Annotated in this window: 22 protein-coding genes; 15 read left to right on the forward strand and 7 right to left on the reverse strand. The window is 66.0% G+C overall.

Going from position 1 to position 23,359, the window contains the following annotated elements; translation table 11 throughout:
- Positions 1–2: 2 nt before the first annotated feature.
- The 4 genes from ACFO5X_RS22215 to rplS all read right to left on the reverse strand — a co-directional run bounded on the left by ACFO5X_RS22215 (position 3) and on the right by rplS (position 3,293).
- Complete coding sequence (locus ACFO5X_RS22215) at positions 3–812, reverse strand: division plane positioning ATPase MipZ (protein ID WP_380721637.1); 810 nt, start codon at positions 810–812, stop codon at positions 3–5.
- Positions 813–931: 119 nt separating this feature from the next.
- Positions 932–2,536, reverse strand: coding sequence for a tetratricopeptide repeat-containing sulfotransferase family protein (locus tag ACFO5X_RS22220; RefSeq protein WP_380721640.1), 1,605 nt, complete (start codon positions 2,534–2,536; stop codon positions 932–934).
- 140 nt (positions 2,537–2,676) lie between these two features.
- A complete protein-coding gene (rpmE, locus tag ACFO5X_RS22225; protein ID WP_380721643.1) occupies positions 2,677–2,898 on the reverse strand; it encodes a 50S ribosomal protein L31 in 222 nt (73 codons plus the stop codon).
- 11 nt (positions 2,899–2,909) lie between these two features.
- On the reverse strand, positions 2,910–3,293 hold the full coding sequence (gene rplS / locus ACFO5X_RS22230; protein WP_380721645.1) for a 50S ribosomal protein L19: 384 nt from the start codon (positions 3,291–3,293) through the stop codon (positions 2,910–2,912).
- Positions 3,294–3,532: 239 nt separating this feature from the next.
- On the opposite strand from rplS, the gene ACFO5X_RS22235 reads away from it, so the two are divergent.
- The 8 genes from ACFO5X_RS22235 to ACFO5X_RS22270 all read left to right on the forward strand — a co-directional run bounded on the left by ACFO5X_RS22235 (position 3,533) and on the right by ACFO5X_RS22270 (position 12,639).
- Entirely contained in the window at positions 3,533–4,738 is a 1,206-nt protein-coding gene (locus ACFO5X_RS22235) for an endonuclease/exonuclease/phosphatase family protein (RefSeq protein WP_380721648.1), read from the forward strand.
- A gap of 92 nt (positions 4,739–4,830) precedes the next feature.
- A complete protein-coding gene (gene hisC / locus ACFO5X_RS22240; RefSeq protein WP_380721650.1) occupies positions 4,831–5,913 on the forward strand; it encodes a histidinol-phosphate transaminase in 1,083 nt (360 codons plus the stop codon).
- Positions 5,913–6,839: a prephenate/arogenate dehydrogenase family protein gene (locus ACFO5X_RS22245; RefSeq protein ID WP_380721653.1), complete on the forward strand. Its 927-nt coding sequence runs from the start codon at positions 5,913–5,915 to the stop codon at positions 6,837–6,839. Before hisC ends, ACFO5X_RS22245 begins: the two co-directional genes overlap by 1 nt.
- Complete coding sequence (locus tag ACFO5X_RS22250; protein ID WP_380721656.1) at positions 6,836–7,684, forward strand: extensin-like domain-containing protein; 849 nt, start codon at positions 6,836–6,838, stop codon at positions 7,682–7,684. The genes ACFO5X_RS22245 and ACFO5X_RS22250 overlap by 4 nt, the downstream gene beginning before the upstream one ends.
- A gap of 39 nt (positions 7,685–7,723) precedes the next feature.
- Positions 7,724–8,254, forward strand: a complete 531-nt coding sequence (locus tag ACFO5X_RS22255) for a gamma-glutamylcyclotransferase (protein WP_380721659.1) — start codon at positions 7,724–7,726, stop codon at positions 8,252–8,254.
- Positions 8,255–8,324: 70 nt separating this feature from the next.
- Positions 8,325–9,515, forward strand: coding sequence for a biopolymer transporter ExbB (locus tag ACFO5X_RS22260; RefSeq protein WP_380721662.1), 1,191 nt, complete (start codon positions 8,325–8,327; stop codon positions 9,513–9,515).
- A gap of 3 nt (positions 9,516–9,518) precedes the next feature.
- Positions 9,519–12,098: a peptidoglycan -binding protein gene (locus ACFO5X_RS22265; protein ID WP_380721664.1), complete on the forward strand. Its 2,580-nt coding sequence runs from the start codon at positions 9,519–9,521 to the stop codon at positions 12,096–12,098.
- 115 nt (positions 12,099–12,213) lie between these two features.
- A complete protein-coding gene (locus tag ACFO5X_RS22270) occupies positions 12,214–12,639 on the forward strand; it encodes a DoxX family protein (protein ID WP_380721667.1) in 426 nt (141 codons plus the stop codon).
- Here ACFO5X_RS22270 and ACFO5X_RS22275 read toward each other — a convergent pair.
- From ACFO5X_RS22275 to gloB, 3 genes are all read right to left on the reverse strand, one after another.
- A complete protein-coding gene (locus ACFO5X_RS22275; RefSeq protein ID WP_380721670.1) occupies positions 12,626–13,585 on the reverse strand; it encodes a M23 family metallopeptidase in 960 nt (319 codons plus the stop codon). The genes ACFO5X_RS22270 and ACFO5X_RS22275 overlap by 14 nt on opposite strands.
- Positions 13,585–15,906 carry an ATP-dependent Clp protease ATP-binding subunit ClpA gene (clpA, locus tag ACFO5X_RS22280; RefSeq protein ID WP_380721673.1) on the reverse strand — a complete coding sequence of 774 codons (2,322 nt, stop codon included), beginning with the start codon at positions 15,904–15,906 and terminating at the stop codon, positions 13,585–13,587. The genes ACFO5X_RS22275 and clpA overlap by 1 nt, the downstream gene beginning before the upstream one ends.
- Before the next feature lie 174 nt (positions 15,907–16,080).
- A complete protein-coding gene (gloB, locus tag ACFO5X_RS22285) occupies positions 16,081–16,848 on the reverse strand; it encodes a hydroxyacylglutathione hydrolase (RefSeq protein WP_380721676.1) in 768 nt (255 codons plus the stop codon).
- 67 nt (positions 16,849–16,915) lie between these two features.
- On the opposite strand from gloB, the gene ACFO5X_RS22290 reads away from it, so the two are divergent.
- The 7 genes from ACFO5X_RS22290 (at position 16,916) to ACFO5X_RS22320 (ending at position 23,345) form a co-directional block, all read left to right on the forward strand.
- The gene (locus tag ACFO5X_RS22290; RefSeq protein WP_380721679.1) at positions 16,916–17,656 is read left to right on the forward strand and encodes a class I SAM-dependent methyltransferase; all 741 of its coding nucleotides are present in this window, start codon (positions 16,916–16,918) and stop codon (positions 17,654–17,656) included.
- Positions 17,657–18,006: 350 nt separating this feature from the next.
- Positions 18,007–18,567, forward strand: a complete 561-nt coding sequence (locus ACFO5X_RS22295; RefSeq protein ID WP_380721682.1) for a F0F1 ATP synthase subunit delta — start codon at positions 18,007–18,009, stop codon at positions 18,565–18,567.
- Positions 18,568–20,106, forward strand: a complete 1,539-nt coding sequence (gene atpA / locus ACFO5X_RS22300) for a F0F1 ATP synthase subunit alpha (protein WP_380721685.1) — start codon at positions 18,568–18,570, stop codon at positions 20,104–20,106.
- A gap of 15 nt (positions 20,107–20,121) precedes the next feature.
- The gene (locus ACFO5X_RS22305) at positions 20,122–20,997 is read left to right on the forward strand and encodes a F0F1 ATP synthase subunit gamma (RefSeq protein WP_380721688.1); all 876 of its coding nucleotides are present in this window, start codon (positions 20,122–20,124) and stop codon (positions 20,995–20,997) included.
- A 20-nt stretch (positions 20,998–21,017) separates the two neighbouring features.
- Entirely contained in the window at positions 21,018–22,439 is a 1,422-nt protein-coding gene (atpD, locus tag ACFO5X_RS22310) for a F0F1 ATP synthase subunit beta (protein ID WP_380721691.1), read from the forward strand.
- Positions 22,440–22,452: 13 nt separating this feature from the next.
- Entirely contained in the window at positions 22,453–22,869 is a 417-nt protein-coding gene (locus ACFO5X_RS22315; RefSeq protein ID WP_380721694.1) for a F0F1 ATP synthase subunit epsilon, read from the forward strand.
- 125 nt (positions 22,870–22,994) lie between these two features.
- A complete protein-coding gene (locus ACFO5X_RS22320; protein ID WP_380721697.1) occupies positions 22,995–23,345 on the forward strand; it encodes an H-type lectin domain-containing protein in 351 nt (116 codons plus the stop codon).
- The last annotated feature ends 14 nt before the right edge of the window (positions 23,346–23,359 follow it).

Raw genomic sequence — 23,359 nt, forward strand, 5'->3', positions numbered from 1 at the left:
CCCTAGAAGGTGACCTTGACCCCCGGCAGGCGCAGCGCCTTCATCATGTCGCGCAGCTCCTGTCGGGCGGCGACATTCGAGATGTTCAGCTGCTTGACGCCGATATCCTTGAGGTCGAGCAGGGTGAGGCCGCGGGGGAAGAGTTCGCGGAAGATCACCCGCTCGGAAAAGCCGGGGGCGACGCGGAAGCCCAGCCGGTCGGCGAGCATCTTGATCGCGCGTTCCATCTTTTCCTTGTTGACCATGCGCTGGGTCGCGACGCGGTTGCGCATCACCACCCAGTCGATCGGTTTCAGCCCGGCCTGGGCGCGCAGTTGCCGCGCGCTCCACACCATTTCGGAATAGACCGAGGGGCCCAGGATCTTTTCGCCACTGATGTCGGTGCGGGCCAGCAGGTCGAAGTCGATGAAGCTGTCGTTCAGGGGCGTGACCAGCGTGTCGGCGAGCGAGTGGGCGACCTGCGACAGGCGGGTGTGCGAGCCGGGGCAGTCGATCAGGATGAAGTCGCTGTCGGGTTCGAGCTGGGAGACTGCGGCCGACAGGCGGTGGTCGTAGATGTTTTCGCCCGGGCGCAGCACGGCGGGATCGATTTCGGGCAGGTCGTGGCAGCGGGCGCTGGGCAGGTCCAGCCCGGCCTTTTTCAGGAAGGTGGCGCGATTTTCGGCATAGCGGGCAAGGCTGCGCTGGCGCAGGTCAAGGTCCAGCGCGCTGACCTTATGGCCCAGCCGCGCGAGGGCGGTGGCCACGTGCATGGAGACGGTCGACTTGCCGGCGCCTCCCTTTTCGTTCCCCACAACGATGATATGCGCCATGCCCGGTCCTCTCGCATGCGGCTTTGCACAGTCCGACTGTTTTGGGCACTATATTTAGTGTCTACGCGGATGAAAAGCGCCCATCAGAGGTTATGCACAGCTGTGCTTTTCCGGTGCCGTCAGATCAGACCGGCCTGCTGCAGCGCCTTTCGCATCGGGGCCAGCTGACGTTCGTAACGGCGCCATCCGGCGTTCGAACCGTCGTAGATCGGTTGGCGCACCTGGGCCGAGCTGGCGGTCAGCACGGCGCTGCCCGAGCGGTGGGGGCTGAGGCAGTCGTCGCGCCAGTCGAGAGCGCAGGCGTCGACCAGGCGGCGCAGTTCGGATTCGGGGGCACGCACCATCTGGTCGTAGTCGAGCTGGAAGAGGCGGTTGCCGAGCCGGGCCTGCCAGAAGGCTATCAGATCGCGGTGCAGCAGCATGTAGGCGGTGATTTCCCCGATGCCGTAGGCAAAGCCGTTGCCGCGCCCGGCGAAGGCATGGCGAAACAGCGACCAGGCGACGGCCTGGGGATCACGGGCGACATGGACGATGCGCGCCTCGGGCAGGGCGGCGGCGATGAAGCCGAGCCAGCGGAAGTTCAGCGGCATCTTGTCGATCATCACCGGCGCGCCGTCGGAATGCCGTGCGAGTCCATCGGCGATCTGCGCGCGAAGGCTGAGAATGTCGTCGCGGTCGAGGCGGTTGCGTTTTTCGTCCTGCAGGGTGCGCAGCAGCTTGGCGGCGGCACGCGCCACGACCGACAGCTCTCCACAGGCCTGGGTGCCCGGTGTGCAGGCAAGGACCTGTTCGATCAGCGTGGTGCCAGAGCGGGGCAGCCCGACAACGAAGATCGGCCGCGCGGGCAGGGGGGTATTGAAGGACACTTCGGCGACAGGCTCGGCAAACAGCGATTTGACATGGGCAAAGCGCAGGGCGTCGTGGCGCACCTCATAGCCGATGGCCGCCCGTTTCATCCGGTTGCCTTCCACCAGATGGTGGAACGCCTTGTCGCGCTGGTCGAGGTCGTCGAAGGCCTTGAACAGCGCGAAATGCAGCGGCGACTGCGCCGGATCATTGGGGGTGACGCGGGCCAGAAGGCGCAGCATCTGGTCGATGTGGGCGTCGCCTTCGGCATAGGTGACGACGTGCGAGAGGTTGTGGTGGAGGTCCGGCACGTCGGGGCGGAGTGCGATGGCGCGGCGGTAGAGGTCGGCCGCGGCAGCCTTGTCGCCCCGCGCCTGGGCGAGAATCCCAAGGTGGTTGAGCGGGCCGGTATCTTCGGCCCCGCCGCGCAGGGCGGCGCGATGGCAGGCCTCGGCCTCGTCGATGCGGCCCAGATCGCGCAGCGCCCGGCCGCGCGTGTCGAGCGCGCGGGCGTCGCCGGGGCAGACCTCGAGCACCCTGTCTATGGCGTCGAGCGCGGCGGCGGGCTGGCCCATTTCCAGCCGGCAGAGCGCCAGCCCGATGCCCAGCCCGGCCGTTTCGGGCGCGCGGCAGACCGCGAAGGTCCAGCGTTTTTCGGCGGCGTAGAGTTTGCCCCTGGCCTGCATTTCGCGCGCGCTTTTCGCCATGTCCATCGCGCTGCCCTGACAGAGCGCCAGCAGCCCCTGCTGCGCCCGCCGGTTGGCCGGATAGCGTTCGAGAACTTTCATGTAGAGGTCTTCGGCAACCTCGACCGCGCCGGTCTTGATCGCCTTGCTGGCACGATTGAGGGTCTGGCTGACAGAGAGGGCAGGAGGCATGGTGATTCCGGTCGGTTGTGCGTGCCCCGAAACTGCCGCCAAAATGTTTCTATTTGGTCACCAGCCGCCCCCTCGGCACCCCCGAAAACGACAAACGCCGCCCCGGGGGGCGGCGTTCGCGTAACGCGGTGGCGCAGGGGTCAGAACCCGAGGCCGGCGTATTTGTTCTTGAACTTCGACACGCGGCCGCCGGTGTCCATCAGGCGGGTGCCGCCACCGGTCCAGGCCGGGTGCACGGAGGGGTCGATGTCGAGCGACATCTGGTCGCCTTCCTTGCCCCAGGTCGATTTCATCTGCACCACGGTGCCATCGACCAGCTTGACGTCGATGACGTGGTATTCGGGGTGAATGCCTTGTTTCATGACTCTGATCCTTACGCTTCGGCCGACGACGACAGCTCTTTGTAGTGGGTGTTCTCGGCGATCCGGGCCGATTTGCCCTGACGCGAGCGCAGATAATACAGCTTGGCCCGACGGACACGGCCGCGGCGGACGACTTCGATGCTGTCGATGTTGGTCGAATAGAGCGGGAACACACGTTCCACGCCTTCGCCGAAGGAAATCTTGCGGACGGTGAAGGAAGCGCCGATGCCACCGCCCTTGCGCGAGATGCAGACGCCTTCATACATCTGGACGCGGCTGCGGGTGCCTTCGGTCACCTTGTAGCCGACGCGGATGGTGTCGCCGGCGCGGAAGTCGGGGATCGATTTCCCCAGCGAGGCGATCTGTTCCGCCTCGATCTGTGCGATCAGGTTCATCGCTTGTCTCTCCAATAAGCCTGCGGTTGTTCCGCAGAGTGTGCGCGCCCGAGAGCTCCAGGTCTTCAACCGGGTCCGCCGCAGCGCCCGCAGGAGATCGTTCGTCGGTTCCTTTTCTACCCCGTTCAGGCTGCGGTCCGGGTCGGCCGAAGAAAGCCGGGACCGCGCGGTCGCCAAAACGGAAACGCCCGCAACCGCACAGGCGATTCCGGGATTGCGGTCGTGTAGGGGAAAGCGGCGTGCGGTTCAAGGTGGAATTGCACGACCTGCGCCGGATCGACAAGGCGGCGCGTGGCTGGCATCCTGCCCGCGCGGGGCGCACCGGAGGACAAGTCATGGCCTTTTACCACGGACTGAAATCCTATGAAGCCGATCCCAGCTATCCCGCCAAGGCGGCCTGGATCGCGGCCCGCCTGCTGTCGCTGCGGCGCGATCTGCACGATCAGGTGCTGAAGAACCGGCGCGCCAATTCGCTGATCATCGGATCATGGAACATCCGCGCCTTCGACGATGGCGTTCCCCGGCTGGACGAGAGCTACCACTACATCGCCGAGATCGTGAACAGCTTCGACATCTGCGCGGTGCAGGAGATCAAGAGCGACCTGACCCCTTTGCAGCGGCTGGTGAAGCTGCTGGGACCCCAGTGGGAGTATTTCGTCTCGGACGTCTCCACCCACAGGGGCGGCAACTCTGAACGGATGGCTTTCCTGTATAACACCGACAAGGTGATCTTCCGCAACCTGATCGGCGAGATCGTCCTGCCGCGCGAAGAGCTGATCGCCGGCGAGCAGATCGCGCGGTCGCCCTTCTTTGCGGCGTTCCAGGCGGGGTGGTTCCGCTTTGCGCTGTGTTCGGCGCATATCATCTTCGGCGGCGAGAGCGCGGCCGAAAAGGCGCTGCGGGCACAGGAGATCGCGGCGATCACGCGGATGCTGGTGGCGCGGGCCAAGGTCGAGGATCAGGTCTATGTGCTGCTGGGCGATCTGAACATCGACACGCGAGACGGGCCGATCATGGACGCCCTGACGGCGAGCGAGATGGTGGTGCCCGAATTCCCGGCGACGAACATGGGGGGCGACAAGTTCTTCGACCAGATCGCCTTTACCGTGAAGGGCAAGGCCGAGCGCAAGACGCGACTGCTGCGGCATGGCGTGTTCGACTGGCGGCGGTCGGTCTTCGGACCCTGGCCCGACCGCGATTTCCCACCCCAGACGGCGGCGGAGGCGGCGCTGCCGCAGCGCCGGCTGACCGATGCCGAGCAGATCGCGCATTACCTGCCGGTCACCGTGGCCGAACGGGCGAAACACGGCAAGCCGCCCTATGCGCATTTCGAGAAGAGCTATCGCGGCTGGACGACCTACGAGATGTCGGACCATCTTCCGATCTGGATCGAGATCGAAATCGACTATTCCGACGACTACCTGGCGCGCTTCCTGACCCCCTGAGGCCCCGGCAAGGGGCGGCGCGCATGGGCGTTTTGCTCTGGTCTTGGGGGGCGGAGAGTCATAGAACCCGCCGGACTCGAATGGGGGATATCATGGCCGGGATTGCGCCGCAGCCGGGGATCATGGACATCGCGCTGTATGTCAGCGGCGAGAGTTCGATCAAAGGCCGGACGGATGTGCTGAAACTTTCGTCGAACGAGAACCCCTACGGGTGCTCGGAAAAGGCGCGCGCGGCTTATCTCGCCGCTGCCGGCGAATTGCACCGCTATCCCAATACCGACCATGCCCCGTTGCGCCGCGCGATCGGCGAGGTTCACGGGCTGGACCCCGACCGGATCATCTGCGGCGTCGGCTCGGACGAGGTTTTGCAGTTCGTGACGCAGGCCTATGCCGGGACGGGCGACGAGGTGATCACCACCGAGCACGGGTTCTCGATGTATCCGATCCTGGCGCGCGCGGTGGGCGCGGTGCCGGTGACGGTGGGCGAGCGGGAGCGCTGCATCGACGTGGACGCGATCCTGGCGGCGGTGACCGAGCGGACGCGGATCGTGTTCCTTGCCAATCCGGCCAACCCGACCGGCACGATGGTGTCCGAGGCGGATCTGGACCGGCTGGCCGAGGGGCTGAAGGACCGGGCGCTGCTTGTGCATGACGGGGCCTATGCCGAATTCGTCGAGGGTTTCGATGGCGGCGCGGGTCTGGTCGAGGCACATGACAACGTGATCATGACGCGCACATTTTCGAAGATCCACGGTCTGGGCGGGCTGCGGATCGGCTGGGGGTATGCGCGGCGCGAGGTGATCGACGTGCTGAACCGGCTGCGCCAGCCGTTCAACCTGAGTCAGGGGCAGATGGCCGCCGCCGAGGCGGCCGTGCGCGACACCGCCTTCACGCGGTTCTGCCGCGAGGAAAATGCGCGCTGGCGGTCCTGGCTGTCGGATGCGCTGCGCCAGATGGGGATCGGCTGCGACGAGAGCCACGCGAATTTCATCCTGGCCCGCTTCGGCGATGCCGACGAAGCCGCCGGCGCCGATGCCGCGCTGCGGGCCGAGGGGATCATCGTGCGCCGGGTCGCGGGCTATGGCCTGCCCGAGGGGCTGCGGATCACGGTGGGCGACGAAGCCGCCTGCCGCCGGGTCGTTGCCGCGCTTGCCGCCTTCCGGGGGGTGCGCTGATGGAGCAGGTGTACGACCGGGTCGCCCTGATCGGGCTGGGCCTGATCGCCTCGTCGATGTTCTGGGCGATGAAGCGCGACGGCCAACTGGTGGGCGAGGTCGCAGGCTTTGCCCGCACCGAGGCCACGCGCGAGACGGCGCGGCGGATTGGGCTGTGCGACGTGGTTTGCGACAGCGCGATCGAGGCGGTCAAGGACGCCGATCTGGTGGTGCTTTGCGTGCCGGTGGGCGCGATGGGGCCGGTGATGGAAGAGATCGCGCCGCATCTGAAGCCCGGCTGCACGATCACCGATGTCGGTTCGGTCAAGGGCGACGTGATCCGCACGGTCACGCCGCATCTGCCCGAGGGCGTGTTCTTCGTGCCCGGCCACCCGTTGGCCGGGACCGAGCATTCCGGCCCCGAGAGCGGCTTTGCCGAGCTGTTCGACAACCGTTGGACGCTGCTGGTGCCGGTCGAGGGCGTGCCGGATGCCGAGATCGCGCGGCTGCGCGCCTTCTGGGAACGGCTGGGCGCGAATGTCGACCTGATGGACGCCGACCACCATGATCTGGTGCTCGCGGTGACCAGTCACACGCCGCACCTGATCGCCTATACGATGGTTGGCGTGGCTGACGACCTGCGCCGGGTGACCGACAGCGAGGTCATCAAGTATTCGGCCGCCGGGTTCCGCGATTTCACCCGGATTGCCGCATCGGATCCGACCATGTGGCGGGACGTGTTCCTGACCAACAAGGACGCGACGCTGGAGATCCTCGGGCGCTTCACCGAAGAGCTTTTTGCGCTGCAGCGGGCGATCCGCACCGGGGATGGCGACCATCTGCACGCCTATTTCACCCGGACGCGCGCGATCCGGCGGGGGATCATCCAGGCCGGGCAGGATACCGCGGCGCCGGACTTTGGCCGCGTGAAGACAGGTCCGAAATGAAGCGCGGGCTGGCTGCCATAGTTCTGGCGCTGGCCTCCTTGCCTGCGGCGGCGGACGCGCCGGTGAAATCGCTGCGCCCGCCCCAGCTCACGACTGGACCGGTGGTTGAACCCACGGTGCCGGCTGTCGCGCCTGAGGTCTCGGCTGCCGAGCCCGTTGCGCAGGGGCTGGCGCGGTCGCCGCGCCCACGTGCACGGCCCGATGGGCTGGGCACGGTCACCGCCACCACCACCGCGCGGGCCTCGACCGTGCCGCTGACGCCCCAGGCCAAGGCGCGCGCAAACGCGGCGCAGGCCGACCGCAATACCGCCAGCCGGCGCGAGTTGAAGCGCAAGGGGGCGGTCTGCGGCGATCTCGACATTGTGGGTGAGGAGGTGGGCACGGTCTCGTCCGCGTCCTCTGCCTGTGGGATCAAGGATGCGGTGCGGGTGCGTTCGGTGGCCGGTGTGACGCTGAGCCAGAGCGCGCTGATGAACTGCCCCACCGCCGCCGCGCTGAAGAGCTGGGTCGTGCGGGGCGTTCAGCCCTCGTTCCGCAAGCGCGATCAGGTCGTTCAGCTGCAGGTCGCGGCGTCCTATGCCTGCCGAAGCCGCAACAACGTGAAGGGCGCGCGGGTGTCGGAACATGGCAAGGGCAATGCCATCGACATCTCGGGCTTTGTCCTGAAATCGGGCAAGGCGCTGTCGGTGCTGCACGACTATTCCAACAACGGACCGCTGGGTGCCGCCCGCCGCGCCGCCTGCGGGATTTTCGGGACGGTGCTGGGGCCGGGATCGGACCGCTATCACGCCAACCACTTCCATCTTGACACGGCCCGGTACAGGACCGGAGCATATTGCCGGTAAAATACTGATATCATGCAGGGATGCGAGGAAGATGACATCGTGACCATGTGGGTCTTCGGCTATGGGTCGCTGTTGTGGAATCCGGGCTTCGAGGTGGCCGACCGGGCACTGGCGACCCTGGACGGCTATGCGCGGTCCTTCTGCATGCGGTCGATCCATCACCGGGGCACGGAGGAGGCGCCGGGCCTGGTGCTGGCGCTGGACAAGGTGCCGGGCGCGGCCTGTGTCGGCGTTGCCATGGCGGTGGCGCCGGGGCTGGAGGGCGAGACCATCGGCTATCTCCGTGACCGCGAGCTGATCTCTTCCGCTTATCTGGAGAAGAACCTGACCGTGCGGCTGGACGACGGGCGCAGCGTGAATGCTGTGACCTATGTAATCGACCCCAATCACGATCAATATTGCGGCGGGCTGGATCTGGAAACGCAGGCGCAGATCATCGCCAAAGCGGTGGGCGGGCGCGGGCCGAACCACGAGTATCTGTTCAACACCACCGACCATCTTGCCACGCTGGGCCTGCCCGACGAGGACCTCGAATGGCTGGCCGAGCGGGTGCGGAAGCTGATGGCATAAAGCCTTGGCGTTCCACCAGTTACTTATATAGACTCGGGCAAGAGCAGAAAACGTGTCGGGATCGCAGCGCATGGCGCCGTCAGACAGCAAGACCAGGCCGCAGTTCTCGCAGCCGTTTCAGCAACTGCTGTTCATGACCATCGCCGCGGGTCTGGCCTCGGCCGGTGCCATCCTCGCGTTGCCTTTCGTGCTGCCTGTGTTCCTGTCGAACCTCTGGCTGAACGGCTTCATCGCCATCGTCTTCCTCTTCGGCGTGCTGGCCTGCTTCTGGCAGGTGTTCCAGCTGATGGGCTCGGTCCGCTGGATCGAGGGCTTTGCCAATGACGACAGCGAGACGGTCAACCGGCCGACCCGCCTGCTGGCGCCCCTGGCCTCGCTGCTGCGCTCGCGCGGGGCGCGGATGCAGCTGTCGTCCTCTTCGACGCGGTCGATCCTCGATTCCGTCGCCACACGGATCGACGAGGCGCGCGAGATCACGCGGTATCTGGGCAGCCTGCTGATCTTCCTCGGGCTTCTGGGGACCTTCTATGGCCTTGCCACGACGGTTCCGGCGGTGGTCGACACGATCCGCAGCCTGTCGCCGCAGGAGGGCGAGAACAGCATTTCCGTCTTCAACCGGCTGATGGGCGGGCTGGAGGCGCAGCTGGGCGGCATGGGGACGGCGTTTTCCTCGTCGCTGCTGGGGCTGGCCGGATCGCTGATCGTCGGGCTGCTGGAACTGTTCGCCGGGCACGGCCAGAACCGGTTCTATCGGGAGCTGGAGGAGTGGCTGTCGTCGATCACCCGGGTCGGGTTTTCCTCAGGCGAGGAGGGCGGGACCGATACCAGCGCGATCTCGGGCGTGATGGACAGCATGGCCGAGCAGATGGAAGCGTTGCAGCAGATGTTCACCCAGTCCGACGCGGCGCGCGCCGGAGTGGACCGCAAGCTGAGCGACCTGATCGACGTGATCTCGGTCATGAACGACCGGCAGGAGCAGAACGAGAGCATCAGCTCGGCGCTGGACCGGGTGGCGCTGGGGCAGGAGACGCTGATCGAGCTGATGCGCCAGCAGGGACCGGGCGAGGGGATGGACGCGGAAAGCCGGATGCGGCTGCGCTCGATCGACGTGCAGATGCTGCGCATTCTCGAGGAAATCTCGGCCGGCCGGCAGGAAAGCATGGCCGAACTGCGCAAGGATATCGACCTGCTGGTCAAGGCACTCGGCCGGCCACGGGAGACGGCGCGCCCGGCGCGGATGCGCGCGGGCGAGCAGGAGTAGTCCATGGCCCTGTCGCGGCGCACCGGCAACCGCTTTCAGGGTTCGATCTGGCCCGGCTTCGTCGATGCGATGACCGGCCTGCTGCTGGTGATGATGTTCGTTCTGACGATCTTCATGATCGTCCAGTTCACCCTGCGCGAGACGATCTCGGGGCAGGAAACGGAACTGAACAACCTGTCGGACGAGATCGAGGCGCTGGCCAGCGCGCTGGGGCTGGAACAGCGCAAGTCGAACCAGCTGCAGGCGCGGATGGGCGCGCTGAACGCGACGCTGGGCGACACCCAGAGCGATCTGGAAGCGGCACAGTCGCAGATTGCCAACCAGACGGCGCTGATCGCCTCGCTGACCGCGAAGACCGAGACGCAGGATGCTGCGCTGAGCGAGGCCAAGACGCAGATCACTGCCTTCGAGGCGCAGGTGGCGACGCTGATCGCCAGCCGCGATCAGGCGCTGGAGAATATCGCCGGGCTGGAGCGCGAGCGGGGCGATCTTATTTCCGAGCGGGACGCATTGAACGCCGCGCTGGCGCAGAGCCGGACCGAGATAGACGCCCAGACCGAGGCCGCGCGGCTGGATGCGGCCAAGCGCGAGGCGCTGGAGGCGCTGGTGGCGGATCTGAAGCGGGACAGTGCCGCCCAGTCGGATCAGGTGGCCGCGCTGGAACAGAAGCTGAGCGCCGAGGAAGCCGCCCGGCTGACCGAGGCCGCCGCCGCCGAGGCGCTGCGCAAGCGGCTGGAGAATGCCGATGCGGAACTGACCGCGATGACGCTGGCGCTGGAGAAGCAGCGGCAGGAGGCGGAGGACACGCTGACCCTGCTGGCCGCTGCGGACGCGGTGAAGAAAGAGCTGGATGCCAAATTGGCCGAAGCGCTGGACAAGCTGGATCAGGCGAACGCCCAGGCGCAGGAGCGCGACATTCTGGCCGAGCGGCTGACGCGCGTTCTGGCGCAGATGGAGGCGAGCCAGGCCGAGAGCAGCCAGTCGATGAGCGCGCTGGAGGCCGAGCTGGAGCGGATCCGGGTGGATGCCGACCGCTCGCGCGCCAATCTGAGCGCTGAACTCGCGGCGGTGCAGGCGCGCTCGCAGGAGGCGCGGACGGCGCTGGAGGCGGAGCTCGCGGACGCCCGCACCGAGGCAGAAGCGGCACGCGCCACCCTGGCCGAGACCGAGGCGGGCGCCGCCCGGACCCGCGCCGCGCTGGAGGCCGAGCTGGCCCGGCAGCGGTCGCAAAGCGTGCAGACCGAGACGGATTTCCAGGCGGAACTGGCCCGGGTGCAGTCCGAAAGCGCCGAAGCGCGCCGGACGCTGGAAGCGCAGCTGGCCGATGCGCAGGCCGCCGCCGCCGAGCGCGAACAGGCGTTGCAGCGCGATCTGGATGCCGCCCGCAGTGCGGCGGCCGAGACCGAGGCGGGTCTGCGCGCCGAACTCTCGGCGCTGCGGGCCGATGCCGAGACCAGCGCCCGCGATCTGCAGGGCGCGCTGAGCCGGGCCGAGAGCGACGCCGCCGGCAAGATTGCCGCGCTGGAGGCGCAGCTGGCCCGCGCACAGGAGGACTTGAAAGCGGCGCAGGCGTCCGCCGCCTCGACCGCCGAAGATCGCGCCTCGGTCGAGGCGCGGTTGCTGAGCGCGCTGGAATCGCTGGAAAAGGCGCAGGCCGCGGCGAGCGACCAGGAGGTGCTGCGCGCCCGGCTGCTGGCCGCGCTCGCCGCGCAGCAGAGCGCGGAATCGGCGGTCGCCGAGCGGCAGAGCGAGGCCGAGCGCCGGGCCGCCCTGCTGGAACAGGCGCATCAGGCCCTGTCGGAACAGGAGCTGAAATCGGAGGCCGCGCGCCGCGAGGCGGCGTTGCTGAACCAGCAGGTTGCCGCGCTACGCACCCAGCTGGGCCAGTTGCAGGCGCTGCTGGACGATTACGCCGAGCGCGACGCGGCGGCCAAGGTGCAGATCCAGAACCTGGGCACGGACCTGAACGCGGCGCTGGCACGGGCCGCCGCCGAGGAGCGCCGCCGCCGGATGCTGGAAGAGACCGAGCGAAAGCGGCTGGAGGAAGAGGCGAAAAAGCTGGCGCAGGAGGCCGAAGAGGCCCGGATCGCCGCCCTGACCGCGCAGACCCAGGCGAAGGATCTGGAGAAATATCGCTCGGACTTCTTCGGGCGGTTGCGTGACGTGCTGGGCGGGCAGGAAGGCGTGCGGATCGAGGGCGACCGGTTTGTCTTTTCCTCGGAAGTGCTGTTCCCGCCGGGCGAGGCGAGCCTGTCGCCGGCGGGCGAGGTGGAGATCGCCAAGGTGGCGCGCATCCTGCGGACGGTCGCCAGCGAGATCCCGCCCGAAATCAACTGGGTGATCCGGGTGGACGGGCATACCGACAACACGCCGCTGGGGGGCGCCGGGAAATACTCGGACAACTGGGAACTGAGCCAGGGCCGGGCGCTGTCGGTGGTCAAATTCATGATCTCGTCGCTGGGCATCCCGCCGGACCGGCTGGCCGCCAACGGGTTTGGCGAATACCAGCCCATCAACCCGGCCGACACGCCCGAGGCGCGCGCGCAGAACCGGCGGATCGAGATCAAGCTGACGGAGAAATAGTAAGAATTGTGCGAATCCGCACAGAACCCGTTTGACGGTGGGCCTGCCGAACTGGGGGCCGGTTTGTTAAGTGAGCGCGAAGCCGCGGTGCGGCATATCCATTCAGGAGCTTGAAATGACGTCTTTCGTTACACTGATCCAGACCCTTGCCGCGCCGGTCGGGCGGGTCCTTCTGTCGGCGATCTTCCTGATCTCCGGTCTGCAGAAGATCAACGGCTATGCCGACACCCAGGGCTATATGGAGGCAATGGGTGTGCCCGGCGCGCTCTTGCCGCTGGTCATCGCCGTCGAGGTGCTGGGCGCGCTTGCGATCATCGTCGGCTGGCACGCGCGGCTGGCGGCCTTTCTCGTCGGCGGCTTCGCGGTGATCTCGGGCTATCTCTTCCACTATGTGCCGAGCCTGGGGCTGGAAGGCATGGAAGCGCAGATGCAGATGATCGGGTTCATGAAAAACCTGTCGATCGCAGGCGGCATGGGCATGATCGTCGCGCTGGGCGCCGGGCCGTATTCGCTGGACAACCGCAAGGTCAGCGCAGGCTGATCTCGCGTGTCAGTTCGCCAAGGGAGGTGCCGTCGCGCGTCAGCGTGACGGTGCCCAGATAGCGCCCCGCCGGCCAGCCGCCGGCGGGGCGTTTCTTTCCGGCGGCCCGGTAAGCCTGGGCCTGATCCTTGTCCAGCGTGATCGGGGTCCGGATGACCTCGCCCTCGGGGCCGCTGATCGTGAGGGTCAGCACGTCGCCTTGTTGCAGGCCGTAACCCAGGCCGAAGATCACGAGGCCGGCGGCGTCTGTTCCAAGCCCGGTGGCAGCGGCGGTGCCGGCGCGGATGTCGTCATAGGTGGGCAGGCCGGCGGCGAAACCGGCGTCGACAAGGCCGCCCGGCGCATAGGAGGGTTCGACCTGCCAGATGTGAGCGTCGCCTTCCGCACAGCTTTCGGTGGCGTCCCGGTCGAAGGGGTCGACCGCCGTCCCGTTGTGGCGTACGGACAGATGCAGATGCGGGAACTCTGTCATCCCCGAGAGGCCGACCTGACCGAGGACCGCCCCCTGCGCGACATGGTCACCGGGCGAAACGGTGATGCTGCCCAACTTCATGTGGCAATACTGGGTTTCCCAGCCGTCCGCATGGCGGATCAGCACGCCGTTGCCGCATTCGCGGCCGTCGATGCCAGCGGCGGATTCCGGTGTATAGAAACGGTCGACCTCGCCGTCGCGCCGCGCGGCCACCTCGCCCGGCGCCGCGGCCAGCACATTCACCCCGGCCATCATCTGTGCGAGCGTCGGCAGGGCGATGTCGGTGCCGTCATGGTCATCATACGAGAGTGTGCCGCATCGGTAGTCGGCGATGCCGGGGCCGGGGTCGCGGTCGACGTAGTTCTGGATGTGGCAGGTGGTGCCTGGCTGGCAATCCACCGGGAAGCCCAGAGTCAAATCGCCCGCCGCGGCGGGCGCGGCGAGCGACAGGGCGGCAAGTGCCGCGCGAAACATCAGTCTGCGGTCAGCAGCGGCGGCTTGTTGCCCGACAGGCGCGGATGATCCGGCCCTTCGACCTGAAGGTCGAGCTTGCCGTCCTTCACGCTGACCTTGACCACGCCGCCCTTGGAGAGCTTGCCGAACAGCAGTTCCTCGGCCAGCGGCTTCTTGATGTTTTCCTGGATGACCCGCGCGAGGGGGCGCGCGCCCATCTTGTCGTCATACCCCTTGTCGGCCAGCCATTCGGCGGCGGGCCGGGTCAGTTCGATGGACACGTGGCGGTCCATCAACTGGGCCTCGAGCTGCAGCACGAACTTCTCGACAACCTGGAGAATGACCTCTTTCGGCAGCGGCGCGAAGGTGATGACCGCGTCCAGTCGGTTGCGGAATTCCGGCGTGAAGGTGCGCTCGATCGCCGCCGTATCCTCGCCCTCGCGACGCAGTCGCCCGAACCCGATGGCCTCTTTCGCCTGTTCCGAGGCCCCGGCGTTGCTGGTCATGATCAACACGACGTTGCGGAAGTCGACGGTGCGGCCGTTGTGATCGGTCAGCTTGCCGTGATCCATCACCTGCAGCAGGATGTTGTAGACATCCGGGTGCGCCTTCTCGATCTCGTCGAGCAGCAGCACGCAATGCGGGTGCTGGTCGACGCGGTCGGTCAGCAGGCCGCCCTGGTCGAAGCCGACATAGCCCGGAGGCGCGCCGATCAGGCGGGAGACCGCGTGTTTCTCCATGTATTCCGACATGTCGAAGCGCAGCAGTTCCACGCCAAGCGTATCGGCCAGCTGTTTCGCCACCTCGGTCTTGCCGACGCCGGTGGGGCCGGCGAAGAGATAGTTGCCGATCGGCTTTTCCGGTTCGCGCAGGCCGGCACGGGCCAGCTTGATCGCACTGGCCAGGGCCACGATGGCGTTGTCCTGCCCGAAGACCACGCGCTTGAGCGAGCCTTCGAGGTCCTTGAGAACCTCGGCGTCGTCCTTGCTGACGCTCTTCGGCGGGATGCGGGCGATCTTGGCCACGACGGCCTCGATCTCCTTGGTGCCGAGCGTCTTGCGGCGCTTGCTTTCCACCACCAGATGCTGCGCCGCGCCGGCTTCGTCGATGACGTCGATGGCGCTGTCGGGCAGTTTGCGGTCGTGGATATAGCGCGCGGCCAGTTCCACCGCGGTCTTGATCGCATCGGAGGTGTAGCGCACCCCGTGATGTTCCTCGAAATAGGGTTTGAGGCCCTTGAGAATCTTCACCGAGTCGTCGACCGAAGGTTCGTTCACGTCGATCTTCTGGAACCGGCGGCTGAGCGCGCGGTCCTTTTCGAAATGCTGACGGAACTCCTTGTAGGTGGTCGAGCCCATGGTGCGCAGCTTGCCGCCCTGAAGCGCGGGCTTCAGGAGGTTCGACGCGTCCATCGCCCCGCCGCTGGTCGCGCCGGCGCCGATCACGGTGTGGATCTCGTCGATGAACAGGATGGCGTCGCGGTGCTGTTCCAGCTCGTTCACCACGGCCTTGAGCCGTTCTTCGAAATCGCCGCGATAGCGGGTGCCGGCCAGCAGCGCGCCCATGTCGAGCGAGTAGATCGTGGTCGAGGCCAGTACGTCGGGCGTTTCGCCGGCGACGATCTTGCGCGCCAGCCCTTCGGCAATGGCGGTCTTGCCGACGCCGGGGTCGCCCACCAGCAGCGGGTTGTTCTTGCGCCGGCGGCAGAGCACCTGAATGCAGCGCTCCACCTCGGCCTCGCGGCCGATCAGCGGGTCGATGTCTCCTTCACGCGACTTGGCGTTCAGGTCGACGCAGTATTTGGCGAGCGCGCTTTCCTTCTGTTCGCCCTCGGTGACGCCCTGATGGCTGTCGTCCTGTTCGGGCGCGCCACTGACCGGGCGGCTTTCGCCGAAAGCCGGGTTCTTGGCGACGCCATGGGCGATGAAGTTGACCGCATCATAGCGGGTCATGTCCTGCTCTTGCAGGAAGAAGGCGGCGTTGCTTTCGCGTTCGGCGAAGATCGCGACCAGCACATTGGCTCCGGTCACTTCGGTGCGGCCGGACGACTGGACATGGATCGCCGCGCGCTGGATCACGCGCTGGAACGCCGCGGTCGGCACGGCCTCGGACCCGTCGATGTCGGTCACGAGGTTCGAGAGATCCTCGTCGATGAATTCCACCAGCGTGCCGCGCAATTCGGTCAGGTCGACGTTGCAGGCCTTCATCACCCGGATCGCGTCGGGTTCGTCCAGCAGCGCCAGGAGCAGATGCTCCAGCGTCGCGAATTCATGGCGACGATCGTTTGCCAGCGCCAACGCTGCGTGAATCGCGCTTTCCAGGGTGCTCGAGAATGAAGGCACGATGCGTGCTCCTCTTATAGGGCTGGGGAGGGAACAGCGGACACCGGCTCCCCCGGTCCAACCATGTCTTCATAGTGTTAGAGTTTGGTTGATCATTGCGGCGCTTCAAGGTTTTTCTTGTGAAATCCGATCACTTTTCTCCGCAGCGTTGCCGAGGCGCGCGGATTTGCGTCATCAGAACCGGTCCTTCCGGGCCCGGACTTCGGCGAATACGCGGGCCGGGTCAGCGCCTTGCATCTCAAGGTTGCGCTGGAGCTCGGGGAGGTGGGCCCGCAGGAAGGGGTTGGTCGCCAGTTCAAGCGACAGTTTCGAGGGAACGGTTGGCGTGTTGCTGGCCCGGGAGCGGGCGATGGCTTCGATCCGGGATATAAGCTCGGGATTGTCCGGTTCAATGGTCCTGGCGAAACGGGCGTTGGACTCGGTGTATTCGTGACCGGAGTAGACCATGGTTTCGGGCGGCAGCGCGGCGAGCTTGGACAACGACTCCCACATTTGCTCGGGCGTGCCTTCGAACAGCCGCCCGCACCCCAGTGCCATCAGGCTGTCGGCAGTGAACACGGCCAGGCTTTCCGGCATGTGGAAGGCGATGTGGCCCACTGTGTGGCCGGAGACGTCGAAAACGTGAACGGGTTCGCCGCCGATGGTGAAGCTGTCGCCTTCGGAGACGGCAAGATCGAGCGGCGGCAGGCGCTGCGCATCGGCCTTCGCGCCGATCACCTGCGCCTTGTGGCGGTCCAGGATGCCCGGCAGGCCGTCGACGTGATCCCAGTGGTGGTGGGTCAGCAGGACATGGGTGAGTTTCCAGCCCTTTTCGTCCAGCGCGGCAAGAATCGGCCCGGCCTCGGGCGCATCGATCAGCGCGGTTTCGCCGCTTTTGGCGTCATGGGCGAGGAAGGCGTAGTTATCCTTGAGGCAGGGGATGGTCAGGATTTCAAGAGGCATGGCCTTTCGCCCTTTCATGGTTAAACTGCGGCACAGGACAGCTTGGCCCATTGCCCGCGGAGCCGCAATGCATCTCGACGTGCAGGACCTGCGCAACTTTTATTACCGCAGCACGCTGGGCCGTGCGGCGCAGGCGAGCGTGCGCGGGCGGCTGCTGGACATCTGGCCCGAGGCAAAGGGGCAGACGGTGGCCGGATTCGGCTTTGCCGTGCCGCTGCTGCGCCCCTATCTGGCCGATGCGCGCCGGGTGGTCGCGCTGATGCCGGCGCAGCAGGGGGTGATGCCCTGGCCGGCGGGGATGCCGAATGTGTCGGTGCTGTGCGAGGAGACGCTGTGGCCGCTGGAAACCGGGCGGGTCGACAAGCTGGTGGTGATGCACGGGCTGGAACCGTCGGAGCGCCCCTCGGCCCTGCTGGAGGAGTGTTTCCGGGTGCTGGGGCCGGGTGGAAAGGCGGTGTTCATCACGCCGAACCGGGCCGGTGTGTGGTCGCGGTCGGACAACACGCCCTTCGGGTTCGGCCGGCCCTATACGCTGGGGCAGCTGGAGAACCAGCTGAAGGCGCATAACTTCCTGCCCGAGCGTCATGCGGCGGCGCTGTATCAGCTGCCGTCCGACCGGCGGTTCTGGCTGAAGACCGGTCCGCTGATGGAGCGCATGGGCCACCGGCTGCCGTCGCTGATGCCGGCCGGGGCCTATCTGGTGGAAGCGAGCAAGCGGGTTCTGCCGGTCAGTGGCACGCCGGTGCGTCGCGCGATCCGGAACCCGTTGCCGGGGCTGCAGTCGGAACCCGAGACCTCGCCCATCTGATCGGGTGGCGGCCGGTGTGGCGCGCCGATGGATTCTCCGTTTTGGCCGCGGCGGGCAGGGTTCCGGCGCGAGTCAGACCATATTTCCGTCAGGAATCGCGGATCTGGCGGAAGGAAGATGGATTTTTTGTAACCTGATCCCGTGTCCAAACGGTCGCACCTTGGTTAACCTTTTGTATTGGTTGAATAAAGCTCTTCCGCGATGTTCACGAAACCGTATTGCGAGCAAAGGACCGCTCTGTTACATCGGCCCTGATTTGCGGCCCTGCCATTTTTGGCGGGGATTTGTCACGCCCCCGGAAGCCCGCGCACATCGTGGTAAACCGGGGCCAGAATGTCGGAAGGGTGGACGTGTCCGAACCAGCTTCGATTTCCGCCGGGATAGCCGAGCGCTATGCCACAGCGGTCTTTGAGATCGCGCAAGAAAACAAGTCGCTCGAGTCGCTCGAGTCCGGTGTGAACGCATTGTCGGACGCCCTGGCAGAAAGCGCCGATCTGCGCACGGTCATCGTCTCGCCGCTGCTGAGCCGTGAAGAGCAGGGCAAGGCGATCACCGCCGTGTCCGCCAAGATGGGCCTGGCGCCGGTGCTGCAGCAGACGCTGGGCCTGATGGCCGAGAAGCGCCGCCTGTTCGTGGTGCCGCAGCTGCTGGCCGCCCTGCGCGCCCTGCTGGCGGACAGCCGCAACGAAGTGACCGCCGAGGTCCATAGCGCCGTTGCGCTGACCGAGGCGCAGACCGAGAAGCTGGCGGCGACGCTGAGCAAGTCGGTCGGCAAAACCGTGAACATCCATGCGACCGTCGATGAAAGCCTCATCGGCGGTCTTGTCGTCAAGGTGGGCTCGAAGATGATCGATACCTCGATCCGCTCGAAGCTCGATTCCCTCCAGAATGCTATGAAAGAGGTCGGATAAATGGGTATCCAAGCAGCAGAAATCTCTGCGATCCTGAAGGACCAGATCAAGAACTTCGGTCAGGAAGCCGAAGTTGCCGAAGTCGGCCGGGTGCTGAGCGTCGGCGACGGTATCGCCCGCGTCTATGGCCTCGACAACGTCCAGGCCGGCGAGATGGTCGAATTTCCGGGCGGCATCATGGGGATGGCGCTGAACCTGGAAAGCGACAACGTCGGTGTCGTGATCTTCGGTTCGGACCGGGACATCAAGGAAGGCGACACGGTCAAGCGCACCAAGTCGATCGTGAGCGTTCCGATCGGGGACGAGCTGCTGGGCCGCGTTGTGGACGGCCTGGGCAACCCGCTGGACGGCAAGGGCCCGCTGAACACCACCAAGACCGGCATCGCCGACGTCAAGGCGCCGGGCATCATTCCGCGCAAGTCGGTGCACGAGCCGATGGCAACCGGCCTCAAGTCGGTCGACGCGATGATCCCGATCGGCCGTGGCCAGCGCGAGCTGATCATCGGCGACCGTCAGACCGGCAAGACCGCCGTGGCGCTCGACACCATCCTGAACCAGAAGTCGTATAACGAAGCCGCCGGCGACGACGAGAACAAAAAGCTGTACTGCGTCTACGTCGCCGTGGGCCAGAAGCGTTCGACCGTTGCGCAGCTGGTGAAGCGTCTCGAGGAATCGGGCGCGATCAAATACACCATCGTTGTCGCCGCGACCGCTTCGGACCCGGCACCGATGCAGTTCCTGGCGCCCTATGCGGCCACCGCGATGGCGGAATACTTCCGCGACAACGGTCGTCACGCACTGATCATCTATGATGACCTGTCCAAGCAGGCCGTGTCCTACCGCCAGATGTCGCTGCTGCTGCGCCGTCCGCCGGGACGTGAAGCCTATCCGGGCGACGTGTTCTATCTCCACTCGCGCCTGCTGGAGCGTTCGGCCAAGCTGAACGAGGAAAACGGCTCGGGCTCGCTGACGGCGCTGCCGGTCATCGAAACCCAGGGCGGCGACGTGTCGGCCTTCATTCCGACCAACGTGATCTCGATCACCGACGGCCAGATCTTCCTGGAAACCGAACTGTTCTATCAGGGCATCCGCCCCGCCGTGAACACCGGTCTGTCGGTGTCGCGCGTGGGTTCCTCGGCCCAGACCAACGCGATGAAGTCGGTTGCCGGTCCGGTGAAGCTGGAACTGGCCCAGTATCGCGAGATGGCGGCCTTTGCACAGTTCGGTTCCGATCTCGACGCCGCGACCCAGCGCCTGCTGAACCGTGGTGCGCGTCTGACCGAGCTGATGAAGCAGCCGCAGTATTCGCCGCTGACCAATGCCGAGATCGTGGCCGTCATCTATGCCGGCACCCACGGCTATCTCGACAAGCTGCCGGTCAGCGACGTCGGCCGGTTCGAGAAGGGCCTGCTGGCCCACCTGCGCGGCAAGCGCAGCGACATTCTCGACTGGATCACCAAGGACGATCCGAAGATCAAGGGTGAAGCCGAGGACAAGCTGAAGGCAGCTTTGGACGAATTCGCCGCCGACTTCGCGTAAGGGAGAGCTGGGCTCATGCCAAGTCTCAAGGACCTCAGGAAACGGATCGAGTCGGTCAAGTCGACCCGCAAGATCACCAAGGCCATGCAGATGGTCGCGGCGGCCAAGCTCCGCCGCGCCCAGGACGCGGCTGAAGAGGCGCGGCCCTTTGCCGAACGCTTCAACGCGGTGATGGCGGGACTGGCGGCGTCGGTCGGGACGAACGACAGTGCGCCCCGTCTGCTGACAGGAACCGGCGACGACAAGACCCATCTGCTGGTGGTGATGACCGCCGAGCGGGGGCTGTGCGGCGGTTTCAACAGCAACATCTCGCGCCTGGCGCGGGCCCATGCCGACCGCCTGCGCAATGCTGGCAAGACCGTGAAGATCCTCACGGTCGGCAAGAAGGGCCGGGACGCGCTGAAACGCGACTATGCCGATCTGTTCGTCGGCCATATCGACCTGTCGGAAATCAAGCGGTTGGCCTACAGCGACGCGCAGGCCATCGCGCGAGAAGTGCTGAAGCGGTTCGACGCCAACGAATTCGACGTGGCGACGATCTTCTATTCGAAGTTCGTCAACGTCGTGTCTCAGGTGCCGACCGCCCAGCAGGTGATTCCCGCCGCCTTCGAGGCGCAGGAAGATACCGGCGTGTCGACGGTCTATGACTACGAACCTGGCGAGGAGGAAATCCTGGCCGACCTGCTGCCGCGTGGCGTGGCGACGCAGATCTTCAGCGCGCTGCTGGAGAATGGCGCATCGGAACAGGGCGCCCGGATGAGCGCGATGGACAACGCGACGCGCAACGCTGGCGAGATGATCGAAAAGCTGACGATCCAGTTCAACCGGTCGCGTCAGGCGGCCATCACCAATGAGCTGATCGAAATCATTTCCGGCGCGGAAGCGCTGTAGAGACAAACCGGAGACGAAACATGGCAAATGCAAAAGGCAAAGTGACCCAGGTCATCGGCGCCGTGGTGGACGTCCAGTTCGAGGATGCCCTGCCCGAGATTCTGAACGCGCTGGAAGTTGACAACAACGGCAAGCGTCTGGTTCTGGAAGTGGCGCAGCACCTGGGCGAGAACACCGTCCGGACCGTTGCAATGGACGCCACCGAAGGTCTGGTGCGCGGCGCGGAGGTCACCGACCTTGGCGAACCGATCTCGGTTCCGGTCGGCCCGGCGACGCTGGGACGCATCATGAACGTGATCGGCGAGCCGGTCGACGAAAAGGGCCCGGTCAACGCCGCGACCCGCCGTTCGATCCACCAGCCGGCCCCGGCCTTCGAGGATCAGGCCACCGAAAGCCAGGTTCTGACCACCGGCATCAAGGTGATCGACCTGCTGGCCCCCTACGCCAAGGGCGGCAAGATCGGCCTGTTCGGCGGCGCCGGCGTGGGCAAGACGGTTCTGATCATGGAACTGATCAACAACATCGCCAAGGTGCACTCGGGCGTGTCGGTGTTCGCCGGTGTGGGCGAGCGGACCCGTGAAGGCAACGACCTTTACCACGAGATGATCGAAGGCGGCGTTATCGTTCCGGACGATCTGGAAAAGAGCAAGATTGCCCTGGTCTATGGCCAGATGAACGAGCCTCCGGGAGCGCGTATGCGCGTCGCCCTGTCCGGTCTGACCCTGGCGGAGCAGTTCCGCGACGAAACCGGCGCCGACGTGCTGTTCTTCGTGGACAACATCTTCCGCTTTACGCAGGCGGGTTCGGAAGTGTCGGCCCTTCTCGGCCGTATTCCTTCGGCCGTGGGTTACCAGCCGACGCTGGCGACCGACATGGGCGCGATGCAGGAGCGGATCACCTCGACCAAGTCGGGCTCGATCACCTCGGTGCAGGCCATCTACGTTCCCGCGGACGACCTTACCGACCCCGCGCCGGCAACCTCCTTCGCCCACCTCGACGCGACCACGGTTCTCAACCGTGCGATCTCGGAAAAGGGCATCTACCCGGCGGTGGACCCGCTCGACTCGACCTCGCGCCTGCTTGACCCGGCGGTTGTCGGCGAAGAGCACTACAAGGTGGCAACCGACGTTCAGCAGATCCTTCAGCGCTACAAGTCGCTGCAGGACATCATCGCCATCCTCGGGATGGACGAACTGAGCGAAGAGGACAAGCTGACCGTGACCCGCGCGCGGAAGATCGAGCGTTTCCTCAGCCAGCCCTTCGACGTGGCGCAGGTGTTCACCGGTTCGCCGGGCGTGCAGGTGCCGCTGGAAGAGACCATCGCGTCGTTCAAGGCCGTTGTGGCCGGCGAATACGATCACCTGCCCGAAGCGGCCTTCCTCATGGTTGGCGGCATCAGCGAAGTGATCGCAAAAGCCGAACGCATGGCCGCAGCGGCCTGACAGGAGCGCCCTTATGGCAGAGACAATGCAATTCGACCTCGTGAGCCCGGAGCGGAGCCTCGCTTCGCTTCAGGTCCGCGAGGCGCTGATTCCCGGCGCGAACGGCGACATGGTGGCGATGCCCGACCATGCGCCGCTGATCACGACCCTGCGCCCCGGCATCCTGCGTGTCGATGGCCCGGGCGGCACTGCCGAATATCTGGTGTCCGGCGGTTTCGCCGAGATCAACGGCGAAGGTCTCTCGGTTCTGGCCGAGAAGGCCTTGCCGCTGAGCGAAGTCACCCGCGAGCATGTCGACGAGCTGATCGCTTCGGCGCGCGAGGCGCACGAGAAGGCCCGGGAAGAGTTCAAGAACGAACCCGGTCCGGTCGACGATGCGGCCAAGCTGCTGGCCGACATGGTGGCCCTGGGCGATCACATCCGCGTCTGAGTCAGGTCGGATCAGGGTAAAGACAGCGAATGCCGGCCCGACACGGGCCGGTATTTTTCATTTCACGCTTTCGCCGGAATCCGTGTGTAGGTTCAGCAGGGTCAAAGCGAGGCGCCGGGGCAGGCATGAAACGACTGCGCAGTCATCTTGTCGGGATCGATCAGGGCGATCTGGTCCTGTTCGCCGATTTCGAGAATGGCGGCGACATGTGGACCGGCTCGGGGCCGCGTGAGCGGCGGCAGTCGGTGGTATTTTCCCAGGCCTTCCGGTCGCCACCGACCGTTCAGGTGGTGCCGTCGCTGTGGGACATGGACACGAAATCGGCCATCCGCGCGGAACTGGTCACAGAGAACGTGACCGAGCGTGGTTTTGACGTTGTCTTTCGCACCTGGCTCGACAGCCGTGTTGCCCGCCTGCGGGCGGGCTGGACGGCCATCGGCGAGCTGGCCGGCGAGGACGACTGGGACGTCGACTGAGCCGTCCGGTGCCG

The organism is Seohaeicola nanhaiensis, from assembly GCF_042654245.1.
GTDB classification, from domain to species: domain Bacteria; phylum Pseudomonadota; class Alphaproteobacteria; order Rhodobacterales; family Rhodobacteraceae; genus Seohaeicola_A; species Seohaeicola_A nanhaiensis.

Excerpts from the sequence above, each read along its gene's own strand:
- ACFO5X_RS22260 (WP_380721662.1), top strand. The coding sequence starts at position 8,325 with ATGGCGCCGTCAGACAGCAAGACCAGGCCGCAGTTCTCGCAGCCGTTT.
- ACFO5X_RS22215 (WP_380721637.1), bottom strand. The coding sequence starts at position 812 with ATGGCGCATATCATCGTTGTGGGGAACGAAAAGGGAGGCGCCGGCAAG.
- ACFO5X_RS22320 (WP_380721697.1), top strand. The coding sequence starts at position 22,995 with ATGAAACGACTGCGCAGTCATCTTGTCGGGATCGATCAGGGCGATCTG.
- atpA (WP_380721685.1), top strand. The coding sequence starts at position 18,568 with ATGGGTATCCAAGCAGCAGAAATCTCTGCGATCCTGAAGGACCAGATC.
- ACFO5X_RS22250 (WP_380721656.1), top strand. The coding sequence starts at position 6,836 with ATGAAGCGCGGGCTGGCTGCCATAGTTCTGGCGCTGGCCTCCTTGCCT.
- hisC (WP_380721650.1), top strand. The coding sequence starts at position 4,831 with ATGGCCGGGATTGCGCCGCAGCCGGGGATCATGGACATCGCGCTGTAT.
- ACFO5X_RS22265 (WP_380721664.1), top strand. The coding sequence starts at position 9,519 with ATGGCCCTGTCGCGGCGCACCGGCAACCGCTTTCAGGGTTCGATCTGG.
- rpmE (WP_380721643.1), bottom strand. The coding sequence starts at position 2,898 with ATGAAACAAGGCATTCACCCCGAATACCACGTCATCGACGTCAAGCTG.
- gloB (WP_380721676.1), bottom strand. The coding sequence starts at position 16,848 with ATGCCTCTTGAAATCCTGACCATCCCCTGCCTCAAGGATAACTACGCC.
- rplS (WP_380721645.1), bottom strand. The coding sequence starts at position 3,293 with ATGAACCTGATCGCACAGATCGAGGCGGAACAGATCGCCTCGCTGGGG.
- ACFO5X_RS22315 (WP_380721694.1), top strand. The coding sequence starts at position 22,453 with ATGGCAGAGACAATGCAATTCGACCTCGTGAGCCCGGAGCGGAGCCTC.
- ACFO5X_RS22220 (WP_380721640.1), bottom strand. The coding sequence starts at position 2,536 with ATGCCTCCTGCCCTCTCTGTCAGCCAGACCCTCAATCGTGCCAGCAAG.
- ACFO5X_RS22270 (WP_380721667.1), top strand. The coding sequence starts at position 12,214 with ATGACGTCTTTCGTTACACTGATCCAGACCCTTGCCGCGCCGGTCGGG.
- ACFO5X_RS22305 (WP_380721688.1), top strand. The coding sequence starts at position 20,122 with ATGCCAAGTCTCAAGGACCTCAGGAAACGGATCGAGTCGGTCAAGTCG.
- ACFO5X_RS22275 (WP_380721670.1), bottom strand. The coding sequence starts at position 13,585 with ATGTTTCGCGCGGCACTTGCCGCCCTGTCGCTCGCCGCGCCCGCCGCG.
- ACFO5X_RS22245 (WP_380721653.1), top strand. The coding sequence starts at position 5,913 with ATGGAGCAGGTGTACGACCGGGTCGCCCTGATCGGGCTGGGCCTGATC.
- atpD (WP_380721691.1), top strand. The coding sequence starts at position 21,018 with ATGGCAAATGCAAAAGGCAAAGTGACCCAGGTCATCGGCGCCGTGGTG.
- ACFO5X_RS22290 (WP_380721679.1), top strand. The coding sequence starts at position 16,916 with ATGCATCTCGACGTGCAGGACCTGCGCAACTTTTATTACCGCAGCACG.